Origin of the sequence: Neobacillus sp. B4I6 (assembly GCF_050434045.1) — a bacterium.
GTDB lineage: Bacteria > Bacillota > Bacilli > Bacillales > Cytobacillaceae > Neobacillus.
The window spans coordinates 2,192,673-2,204,633 of record NZ_JBNPWB010000002.1; the positions used below are offsets into that span (position 1 = coordinate 2,192,673).

Consider the following 11,961-nt stretch of genomic DNA (forward strand, 5'->3'; position numbering starts at 1 on the left):
CGCCAAATAAATATGAACACTTATTTACTAGAATACCTATTGCCTTTATCATAGATTTTTAGGTTCTAAGATAAAGGCAGGAGGATTTGGAAGGTGGATAAGTTTGAAATGTACATACAGATTAGAGGACTGGTTAATCAGCGCTACAGCGTTTCAGCTATCGCGAGAAAGTTAGAGCTATCAAGAAATACAGTATATAAGTACCTTAAGAAGTCACCAGATGAAATGGCAGAATGGACGGCATCAACTATGATCAGAACGAAGAAATTAGATATACATAAAGAATTGATCTTGAAATGGCTAAGGGAATACCCGGACATTTCCGCAGCACAGGTAAATGATTGGCTGAAAGATAAATTCCCCACCTTCAAAGTTGGTGAAAGTACCGTACGGAATTATGTGAAGGAACTTCGAGAGGAGTTTTCTATCCCTAAAGAGGCTCAGAAACGAAACTATGAGGCAATACCTGATCCTCCAATGGGTGAACAAATACAGGCTGACTTTGGATTTGTCACCGTAAGAAATAAAGTTGGAAAGCCGGTCAAACTCATGTTTATCGTATTTGTGCTTGCTCACTCGAGATACAAATATGTTTGGTTTCAAAATCGTCCCTTTACTACCAAGGATGTAGTTGAAGCCCATAAAAAAGCGTTTGTTGCTTTTGGTGGAGTCTCTAAGGAAATTCTATATGATCAGGATCGTTTGTTGGTGGTCTCCGAAAATGAAGGCGATCTCCTACTGACTGAGGAATTTCAGCAGTTTGTCAACGAAGTAAAGTTTAAGGTGGTTTTATGCCGGAAGGCAGATCCTGAAAGCAAAGGAAGGGTCGAGAACGCCGTGGGGTTCATCAAGAAAAACTTTGTACTACATAGAGTTTTTAACAATATTGATTCCTGGAATGAGCAGTGCCAGCACTGGCTGGGCAGAACAGGAAACGGTAAAATCCACAATGGGACAAAAAGAAGACCCGCCGATGTGTTTCTCCTGGAAAAGCAACACATGAGGCAGGTCAGCCTATTAAATCATAATAGTAATAATAGTATAACAAGAAGTGTACGGAAGGACAACACGGTATTATTCCTTTCGAACCGTTATACGGTGCCTCTCGGCACCTATCAGAAACACCCAGAAGTTCAGATAATGAGAAATAAAGAAAATAAACTAATCATTTATGTCAAAGAGACAGGAGAAGTATTGGCAAGTCATTCAATCAGCCCCGATAAAGGTCAACTGATTCGTAATACATCCCATCAGCGTGACCGCTCTAGAGGACTTAATGAATTAATGGAGGCTGTGGGTAGCCACTTTACAAACGGTGAGATGGCCCAGATGTATTTTCAGGAGTTACGAAAAAGATATCCAAGATATCTCCGTGATCAGTTGAGTATCATAAAAAAGTGTATTGATGTAAGTTCTGTCGAAGTACTTGATGATTCACTTGCGTTATGTATGGAAAGACAACTTTTTAGCGCTAACGATTTTCAGGATGTGGTCCAGTTATTGAAACGCCAGCGCCAAGTTAACTTGAACAGTCTAAACGCTATCGCTGAAACTAAACCAACATCTGCCGATATAGAGGAATTGCCGTTACTTAACGAAGAAGCTAAGCAGCGTCCATTTGATCAATATGTCGCAATCATGGAGGGAGTTAAATGAGACAGATCCAGAAACTTCAGGATGCCCTCGTATCTCTCCGACTCTCGGAAGCTTCAAAAGAGCTTCCCGCTATTCTGGCCAAAGCTGAGAAAGATCAAGTTAGCTACCTTTCTTTCTTAAATAATCTGGTAGAGTACGAACGAAACAAAAGAGATGAAAAGAACATGGAAAAAAGGCTTAAACTTGCCTCTTTTCCATGTATAGCCCCTTTGGATGATTTTAATTTAGAGGAACAGGAATCGATGAGCCAAAAGGAATTTAATCAATTAAAGGAATTGGCATGGGTGGAGCAGCTCTTTAACCTAATCCTATTGGGGCCTCCAGGAGTCGGTAAGACCCACTTGGCAGTTGGACTAGGACTTGAAGCTATACAAAAGGGCTATAAGGTTTCATTTATATCAATGGGAGAATTGGTCCACACGTTAAAAACTCTGGACATCACGAGGAAATCACAAACTAGGATAAAAAGAATTAAGGACTCTCATCTAGTCATCATTGACGACTTAATGTACGCAGCTATGGACCCAAGAGAAGCCAACCTTTTCTTTCAGCTAGTCAATGATTTATATAACCATTCATCAATCATCCTTACGTCCAACCGATCTCCGAAGGAGTGGACAGAATTGCTTGGGGATGTGGGTGTAGCTACAGCCATATTAGACCGTCTGATTCATCGTGCAGAGATTGTGAGCTTCAATGAAGATAGCCACAGAATGAGAAACAGACAAAGGATCTTTAATGAAGAAAGTGTTCAAAAATAATCAGCAAAATTGTTCATTTCTACTTGACGCTCACAGCTTGCTAACGACAAGAAAAACAATCGATTTTCTTTCAACGTTGTCACTCTCTCAGAGTATATTTTTGCTTCATTGTATAGAAAAAATCATATGAATTTCAATGGTTTTATATGGTACCGTTTCTTTAGCTAACCTGCTCCGTTTGCACAATAAGAAAACGGGATCGCCTCAGCCATCCCATCTTTCACATAAGCACCCGATAGTTTAAGTGTAATTCTTCACAAACACTCATAAAAGCCAAATCCAAAAGACCGCCCCTACCGTCGAAACGGTCTTTCCTTGTACTTTTAAATTCTAACTACTGCTCTCGTCACTACTTTCATCATGATGTCTTTGGTGTGAATTATGGTGACTTTGATTATGATTGTCGCTACTTTCTTCATAACTATCCTCAATTTCATCATCATCAAAAACGTAAGAATGGGAATCGTTTTGAATGAACCTCACTGCATTTAAACCGATCATCTGAGCAGGCATGCAAGTATTAGCATCTGGTAAAATAGGAGAGACGGAAAGATCAGCGACTTTAAGATTTTTGGTACCAAAAACATTCAGGAGTCCATCAACAACTCCTTGTTGAATATTCCTCCCCATTTTACATTGTCCTCCAAAGTGATCGAAACTTGTATATGAAGCCCTGACAAAAGATGCAAGTTGATTTCGTTTTTCTTCTTCATTCGGGTTCAGGAAGATATTCTCAGGAGGGTATACCACATTATAAATGCCACTTGGGTCTAGTTCACGAGCCTTCATCATAATATTGAACGTTTCAATATATTGATCCACCATAAAATTTAAGTCATCCGGATTTTCGAGTGGATTCAAGGTAACCGATGGATAAGCTTCGGGGTCGCTGTGTGCTACCGTTATAGTGCCCCTGCTTTTGGGGTTAAGGTCTACTATCGCAAAACTCATGATATTGCTCGATTTTTTGTCATCAAATTGCCATTGATTAATAAACACATCTTGAATCGGGACAAAAAATGTTAGTGGAACCCCTAATAGATGAAGGCGGCGTCCATCTCCATTATCCTTTTTAAACGCACCTAGTGCAAATGGCTGGTTAGGATCAGCAGCCAATACCTGCAGAAGTCGGCTTGTTTCTACTCTTACTCCCATTCCAACAAAAGAATGAGCCTGAAAATTGTGACCAACATTTGGGCTCTCTACCAAAGTTGATATCCCTGCTTCAGCCATCTCAGTCGGTCTTCCGATTCCTGAACGTTGTAGAATGACCGATGAGAAATTACCTGCAGAGACAATGATTCCTTTTCGGGCAAAAGATCTTTCTGACACTCCGTCTCTGACATATTCAACTCCAACAGCAATGTTAACCCCCTTTTTTTCTTTAAATAGAATTTTATTCACTGTAGTTTTTGAGAAAATGACCAATTTTCTCTGACCGACCCCAAACTCATCTGGGTGGACTTCAGTCCCCTGTGTAACAATATTTTTATTTAAATACCCAGTTGCAGTAGATGAACGGACAAACATTCCATCTACTTTTTGTTGGGTAAATTGCGATTTAAAAAATGTACAATCTCTTATACCTGTATTGTAATCTTTAACAATTGGGATACCCAAAACAGCTGATGTTGCTTCAGCTAAAGTTTTTATAATCCCACCACCATCAGGAATGATTTGTTGTCTAACAAAAATCGGACCTTTTGTTCCTCGTTCGTTTGGGTCTTTTGTCGTTCCTGTATAAGTTTCATTTTTTATGAATAAAGGACGAACATTCTCGTAACTCCATTGATCTCCGACGAGATTTGCCCACTCATCATAAAGGTTACTGCTTCCACGATCTGCATACATCGCATTATGTTCTGAGCTTCCCCCAATTACTCTGCCACCTGATAATCGAAGCTGACGTCCAATGTTTAACTCCAGTTTAGAAAGAAAATTAAATGAAAACTTATTATCAAATGAAAAAGTAACTGAATCTAAAACAGAAGGACTACTTAGTTCGTGTGTCAAATTTGTTCCTGCTTCAAGGACTAGTAAGGAAGTTTTTTTGTCATCTGTTAATTTTTTAGCAATTACCCCTCCGGCAGTTCCGGCACCAATGACAATATAATCAAATTTATTGTTATCTTTTTTTTTCTTTTTATCTTTTGACAAAATTTCATCATCTCCTTTTATACCATTAGATGAAATTTGATTAATAAAAGTAAGGGCAAGTATATCCGTTAAACAACCTATTTTTCTTCAACTAAACTCCCTCAATAAAGAAAGCAAAATCTCACGATTTCTCTGTTTTTCTTAGATTTTCATAGTAGTTTACCTTCCGGTAATCACTTAATAGTTGGGTGAACATTACTGAAAAGGATAAAACTGGACCCTTTGAGAAAAAAGACTTATAGCCCACTAACCAATCACTTGGAAGAAATTGGTTGTTGAGTCAAAATATGATCGCACTGGTGGATGTCCACATTTCTCATGGAGGTCAACCCTCCCATGCCTCACAGAGTCTTCGCTCTCAAATTCCTTCGTCCAACCTTTCCATGAGGTGGATGTCAGCCATGCTGCCCCACAGGGTCCTTGCCCGTAATTTAGTTGCTTTGCCGACTAATCCGTGCTTCAAATGTACCCAAATCTATAATGCAATTACTATTTAATCTAAATTAAAACAGAATTAAGCAGCCAGTTCTGCCTTCTTTGTTACTGACACATGAGGAATATCCTTTAACATCTTTTCTTCGCTAAATTCAAATTGCTTTTTACCTATGCTAAAGAAAATACGGATCAGCTTATTACATAAAGCAATAAGGGATTGCATCTTCTTTAATGGATTATCAGAACGTTGAGTATAGTAGGCATGTAATTCTTTAAAAGCTGAATTCTTAGCTACTAGTATCATACATACTCTAAACAACAGGGCCCTTAGTTTCTTACGTCCCCTTTTTGTGATGGTCGTTTTCCCCTTGTGCTTACCGGATGTATTTTCTTTTAAACTTAAGCCAGCCAGCTTAATAATTTGTCGGGGATGAGTATAGTCATTGAGGTCACCTACTTCCGCAAAGAAACCGGCAACCGTATCCCTTCCAACACCTTTAATGGCCAACATTTGTGGTACACCTGGTATTTCATCAAGTAAAATATCTATTTTTGAATCTAATTCTTCGAATTTAAGCTGGATTAAATCATATTTATCTAGTAAAGTTTTCAGCTCCAGTTTAGCCATATCAGAGCCTTGCCGAAGTCCAATGGACTTACTAGCTGCTTGCTTTAACTCTCGTATCTTATTAAGCCCCACACTCCGGGAAACTGCTTTTCTTAAGTGGGCAAGCAGTTCTACTTCAGAGAATTTTACTATCTCATGCGGTAAAGCATATAGTTTTAAGAATTGTAATGCTGCCTTGCCTTCCCACTTCTTAAAGACCGTTAGAAATTCTGGAAAGTACCGATCAATCCAGTTATGAACCTGTCCTTGGACGGTTTGGAGGTCATCAGTTAGAAGATCGCGAATTTTCTTTGCCACCCGGAGCTCTGCATAAACTCCTTGTGGGATAGTAGGTTCGGCGTATCTTCCGTCTTTGACCAGCTGAGCTATTACTTTGGCGTCCTTTACATCATTTTTAGTTGGCGAATTATCATCGAGTTCCTTGCTTTTCTTTACATGCAAGGGATTGACTACTACAAACTTAATCTCATTTTCTTTCAGAATATGTGCGAGGTTGAACCAATAGTGGCCAGTTGGTTCCATTCCAACCATCACTTTTTCCATGTCTTGTTCTCTCTTCAGTTCAGAAATCCATGTAAGAAAATGCCCGAACCCCTCTTTTGTGTTTTCAAAATAACAAGGTGATCCGAACTCCATTCCTCTAAAGTCCTGAGCACGTGCCACATGCTTGAATTTAGCAATATCGACTCCTATAATAAGAGTTTGGGAAGTAATTTGAGCAATCTTCTTATTTTGGTTATAATTCATTTTAAAGCCTCCTGGTATTTGAGTGTTGTCCTTTTTCGCTGGCCAGCTTCAGGACACTCTTATTCTACCAAGAGGTTATTTTTTTGTTCAAACCTCATTTTCACTCATTACAGGAATGCTGCCCCGTTAGTTTAAGTGCAATCCTTCACAACCTTCTATTATATCTTCATTTATGATATTCCCGGTATAATGCCATCTTCCGTTCTCAATATCCGGCAAAATCCCCCTTATGTATTCTTTTAGTGCTCCCGGCAGCTCATTCTTTTCTAGCTCGTCAAGCGTGAAATAAATAATTTGTGGAGCAGCTGTATCCATTACTTGGACTTGAATTTGGGTTTGACCTTTTATATCAAAAACCCTTTTTGTAAGCATTATGTGATATGACATGAAAACACCTCACATACATTATATGCAAATATACGTTCTCATTGTTCGATTCAAAATAAAAAACCTTCCAAAAAGGAAGGCTTAAGCACACGGAACATCTCAATTATATTTTTGAATCTTTTAATACTAGTAGTGAACAACACTCCACATGTGTAGAGTGTGGAAACAAATACTCAAATCTAACTAACCAATAGAATTGACCAGAAACCTATATTTACTTATGGTACGGTTCACCGTAACGGCTCTAACAGCAAATATGTGAACAGAGGAAGATAGAAGCATATTTGAAAATGAATGCATTTTGGGAACCAAATGCCTCGGAAAAAGTCAAGGAATCTTAAACGGAAGGATTAAGATCAATCATCTTTCGAGTGGCGTGCCTAATAACAATGACCATTATACTGAATGGTAATCTCCGAATAATTCTCCTAGCCTATATAAATATTGTTATAATCTACAAATTCATTGAGAGGCTTGGCCCAGAAGTCGTTGTTTTATTAGCCGTAAGGCCGCCAGCCAAACATTTCTATTTCTGAGGCATTAACCCAAGAAACTTTCACACCTTCGACATAATATAAATCAAACAAAAAATTTGTACTTCGACCAGTTATTTTAAAAGGCATTTATAAACTGCTTTTATTAAGTCAGTTTATATAATAGGTGTGGTGTAATTTAGTCCTACTCCCTCTTTTTAGCAGCAATAAAAGAAGCTAAAATAAAAAGGCGTTATTTTCTTGCTCTCCAAATAAGATTACTACATGCTGTGGACTCCCAATAACGGGAGTCCAATGTATTTTAGTAAATAAATTGTTTGGGCCTCTTCTCCAAAAATATACCTACCAAAGCGATTGGCACAAAATCAAGGAATATACAATTTTTATTTAAAAAGCCATTTGCTTCTAAAACGAATGGCCTTTTTCTTTGGGTTCATTGAATAATTTGAACAAAACTGATGGTTCTTATATATCACTAATATCTTTAATGTCTTGTACACAAATATGAAAATGTACTCTTTATGTAACTTTTTATAAAAATCTTCGAGTTACTAGTTTGCTGCCTCCCATAGCACCTAAAGTTACTCTGTCATACTACGGGAATGACTTATGTTCTATGAATCGTCATGATGAAAAATGATTTGGTAACAAACCAATGTTACATTTTAAATAAATAAAAGGTAAAGAGACCCTTTTCAAAGGACTTCTTTCCCAGTAAAAGTGCATATCGCATATCCTGTTACTAAAAGAAAACGTTGTTCAAAAAATCATATATTATTATCAATGAAATAAAAGACAACTTATATTATTTATCATAAGTTAAAATTGACATATATGTTGAATTATATTTTAAATAATTGTTTAATTTTAGGAATCGGAAAACATGTACAGAGTACTAGGTCAGGACCGATGTTTATAACAACCAATGTTCGTTCATTACAAATGTCCAGAGTGTTATAGAATTAAAAAAGAGCGATAATTTTTGTCACTCCTCATTTATCCCCTATCTAACTATTTTTACTTGCTTTTCCGATAACTTGACTTCAAAGAGTAGTATTTGAGGGATAAAAAGAAGAGCGACCATCACATCCACTCTTAACTCACGATCTCTCTCTAACTTCCCTGCAGCTGAACAGGAAAAACAATCGTTAAATACATTTTTTACCCGTAAAATTAGCATTCATTATAGTACTAGGAGTATATTAACTAAATATAATAGGTTGTTTTTTGAGTTTATGACTAAAAGGAGTGTATAATTCGGATGTTAAAAATTGAAGTGCCGAGAATTGAAAGGGTTATGATTAACAAGGATAACAATTATGGAAAGTTTGTCGTACAACCTCTCATGCGAGGATTTGGAACGACACTTGGCAACACATTACGTCGCATCCTTTTATCTTCACTCCCCGGTGCCGCTGTCACTTCCATACAAATAGATGGGGTACAGAATGAATATTCAACTATTGAAGGGATAGAAGAAGATGTAGCAACCATCATTTTGAACATAAAAAAATTATCTATGAATATTTTCTCTGACGATGAGAAAGAATTGATGGTTGATGTACATAGAACCGGTACAATAACAGCTGCTGATATTTCTCATGATAGTGATGTAGAGATCTTAAATCCCGACTTACATCTTGCTACACTTGGAGAAAATGTTCATTTTAGAATGCGCCTAACCGCAAAACGTGGACGTGGTTATGTTCCTGCAGAGCAAAACAAACGTGAAGCCCTTCAAGTAGGAAGCATACCAATCGATTCAATCTATACACCGGTTTCACGCGCCAGTTATTTGGTTGAAAACACTCGTGTCGGTCAATTGGTTAGTTTTGAAAGGTTATCTTTGGAACTTTGGACAGATGGGAGTTTAGGACCCAGCGAAGCCATTTCAGAAAGTGCAAAAATGTTTAATGACCATCTTTCTATTTTAGTAGCACTTAATCCTGAATCACAAGATAACCAAATTATGATGGAAAGGGAATTTGTATCAAAAGAAAAAGAAATGCTTAACCTGACTATTGAGGATTTAGACCTTTCTGTTCGTTCTTTCAACAGTCTAAAACGCAATGGGATTAATACAATTCATGACTTAACTAATAAGTCCGAAGAAGATTTAAGAAAATTACGTAACTTAGGACAAAAATCTTTAAAAGAGGTCATAGATAAATTAGAAAGTATGGGTATAGCCGTACGCAATGATGATTAAAATCCCTCATCGTTTTCCTTGTGAATACTTTAACTAAAAAGAGCTGTCATGATCCTATATGGAATCATGACAGCTCTTTTCAATTATCCGATACTGTTTCATAGCTTTATATACTATCCACGTAATGAGGGGCTGTGGTTGTTCTGCTCTTGCTATCTTTTAACAGTATACAACATCTTGGTTTCCTAACTTTCTTAATAATGGATGGACTGTGTTGCCGATAGTAATAAGAAACTGGGCAGGATTGTCAGTTGGAATATAAAACGCATAAGGAACACCGATGGGAGCCATAATGAAGGTCCCAGTTTCAGCACGTATTACTTCTCCTTGAACTTTAAACTCAATCTGTTCTCCAATACTTAAAACCTTCTTCACATGCTGGATGGATATGCGGCGGTGGGGTGACGGAACTCAGTTGGACTTTGTATATGCAAGCAGCATCTCAAGGCATCTCCATGTGTACATCAGCCGGAGACGATGGTGTTTATGATGCAGCAAGAGAATTCGGGCTAAACTATGGAATTACTGATGCAGCTTCTTTATCAGTAGATAGCCCTGCTGATAGTCCTTTCATTACAGCAGCAGATGGTTCTTCTTTTCTTTCCACTTCCATTCTAGTGCGTATAATACGGATGTTAACAACGACAAGACGAGAATGGAGCTGGGATTACCTTTATAATTATTTTGATGCACGAGGATTAAACTATCCTGACAACCGGTCGCGTAGATACCTTGCAGGAGGAGGAGACAGTGGCTTTAGCCAGTTGTTTGAAACCCCAGAATACCAACTTGGGGTTTCAGGTGTAAACAGATATACAGTGGTGGACCAATGGACTCCTAACGATTGTGCATCGATTGTAGCAGGTATAGGAAAGGGAGGGAAAATGCCGAATCTTTCAATGTATACAGATCCTTATACAGGATACAAGGTATGGTTTAGTGATCCAGGTGCTCCTGGTTCGAATTCAGTATGCAACATACGGGGAAACCTCCTTTATTTCACCACAGTTATGCTGCTTATCTGCCTTAATTAATAGTCATAATTATACGAAAGTTGGATTCTGGAACACTCAAATTTACCGTTTTGCATGGCAATCCGATTCACCATTATATCCGTTAAAGACATCTGAAAATACTAACGATAACGGATTATACACTGGGACTCCTGGTACGGTTTATAACCAGGCTATGGGACTTGGTACACCAGGTATCTCAGCTCTTGCTAATAAATTCACTAAGAAAAGCGAGGTTGACACTATAGATCAAAAATAAATTTGTTTATAACCAATAACGTTAACTTTTTCCAATGGTTAATATCATTATATGTATTATTTAATAGTAATCATGATATGGTAAACGAAATTAAAGATAACTTATATGATAAGATATAATATAAAATAGCATATATGTTGCAATATATTTTAAAACTATTATTAAAATTTTGGGAGGGAAATGACACTCCACGTCGAAGCGAACCAGCTAACGAAGAGAACATAGATGAAACATGAAAGTTCAACCCCAATTTGACAGAAAAAGTGAAGACGAAAAAATGCGCCTCAGCCGTTTATTGGGTGCCGTTAAGAGATATTTATCGGATAATCAGGTAGCAGAGATTGACATCGGGTATCTACATGAAAACACAGAAGGATTGCGGTAATGGTGGGATGTATATCGGGAGTTAGACAGCAAATAGGTAAAAGAAGAAATAATAAAATCTCTTAGTGAACTCTACTTGTTAGAGTTAGAAAGCCGATAAGATACGGGAAAACGGGTAAAAAAACAAACATCCAGAATAAGGTATTTTAAAGTTGGAACAGAAGAAGAAAGTTTACTTTTTTATGTTCATGCTTTTTCCAATATTAAGTTTTTATTTTCGTTAATTTACGTTCTTTACTTATGAAACTGGTGGCAATAAGACCAGCTTTACCACCAGTTGACCACTTATATTTCTGCATTTCAATGTCTGGAATTGACGGATGAAGCAATGTTAACCTTTTTATACTTTTCAAAACTAACCGTATTTTTTACGTTCTTTCATTTATATATTCAATATAAGAAAAAACGAATTAAAGCATTTTTTAAAAAGCCTGTGAAGCAGGCTTTTTTATGTTAATTTTACAAATGAAAATTTAACCATTCTATATGTTTCGTGGTCAAAGATTACATCATCCCGCCCATCACTCTTCTGAAGAAAAACGATTACTCCACCGTCCGAGACGTAGATTTTTAGTAGGAATTTCTACATGTTAAAATTCCCCTAATTAATTTTTATGTATAATCCTGAAGCATTGAAAATTCCACTTTTTTAACACCTGTTATCCCTGCTCTCGATAAGGAATAAACGAGTTTAGCCACATTTTTCCTAATTATTCCAAACGATTCCTTTACAAAAAGCTTCAAATTAATTGGGAATCAAGTTAGTTCATAAGACATTATATATATTTTTGAAAGTGGTGTATATTGAAATGGTAAAAAAATACAGGGGGG

At 37.2% G+C, this 11,961-nt stretch carries 8 protein-coding genes; 5 read left to right on the forward strand and 3 right to left on the reverse strand.

Annotated elements, in window-relative coordinates; translation table 11 throughout:
• Window positions 1-93 precede the first annotated feature (93 nt).
• Window positions 94-1,656, forward strand: coding sequence for an IS21 family transposase (istA, locus tag QF028_RS12875; protein ID WP_429465749.1), 1,563 nt, complete (start codon window positions 94-96; stop codon window positions 1,654-1,656).
• Window positions 1,653-2,417 carry an IS21-like element helper ATPase IstB gene (istB, locus tag QF028_RS12880; RefSeq protein ID WP_429465747.1) on the forward strand — a complete coding sequence of 255 codons (765 nt, stop codon included), beginning with the start codon at window positions 1,653-1,655 and terminating at the stop codon, window positions 2,415-2,417. The genes istA and istB overlap by 4 nt, the downstream gene beginning before the upstream one ends.
• A 330-nt stretch (window positions 2,418-2,747) precedes the next feature.
• On the opposite strand, the gene QF028_RS12885 is transcribed toward istB, so the two are convergent.
• The 3 genes from QF028_RS12885 to QF028_RS12895 form a co-directional block, all read right to left on the reverse strand.
• Window positions 2,748-4,574, reverse strand: a complete 1,827-nt coding sequence (locus QF028_RS12885; protein ID WP_429465921.1) for a GMC family oxidoreductase — start codon at window positions 4,572-4,574, stop codon at window positions 2,748-2,750.
• 514 nt (window positions 4,575-5,088) lie between these two features.
• The gene (locus tag QF028_RS12890) at window positions 5,089-6,384 is read right to left on the reverse strand and encodes an IS110 family transposase (RefSeq protein ID WP_429465923.1); all 1,296 of its coding nucleotides are present in this window, start codon (window positions 6,382-6,384) and stop codon (window positions 5,089-5,091) included.
• A gap of 126 nt (window positions 6,385-6,510) precedes the next feature.
• On the reverse strand, window positions 6,511-6,771 hold the full coding sequence (locus tag QF028_RS12895; RefSeq protein ID WP_429465925.1) for a hypothetical protein: 261 nt from the start codon (window positions 6,769-6,771) through the stop codon (window positions 6,511-6,513).
• Between the two features lie 1,755 nt (window positions 6,772-8,526).
• Between QF028_RS12895 and QF028_RS12900 the strand changes: the two genes are divergently transcribed.
• The 3 genes from QF028_RS12900 (at window position 8,527) to QF028_RS12910 (ending at window position 11,131) form a co-directional block, all read left to right on the forward strand.
• Window positions 8,527-9,474, forward strand: coding sequence for a DNA-directed RNA polymerase subunit alpha (locus tag QF028_RS12900; RefSeq protein ID WP_429465927.1), 948 nt, complete (start codon window positions 8,527-8,529; stop codon window positions 9,472-9,474).
• A 428-nt stretch (window positions 9,475-9,902) separates the two neighbouring features.
• Window positions 9,903-10,508 carry a hypothetical protein gene (locus tag QF028_RS12905; RefSeq protein ID WP_429465929.1) on the forward strand — a complete coding sequence of 202 codons (606 nt, stop codon included), beginning with the start codon at window positions 9,903-9,905 and terminating at the stop codon, window positions 10,506-10,508.
• 470 nt (window positions 10,509-10,978) lie between these two features.
• Complete coding sequence (locus QF028_RS12910) at window positions 10,979-11,131, forward strand: hypothetical protein (RefSeq protein WP_429465931.1); 153 nt, start codon at window positions 10,979-10,981, stop codon at window positions 11,129-11,131.
• Window positions 11,132-11,961 lie beyond the last annotated feature (830 nt).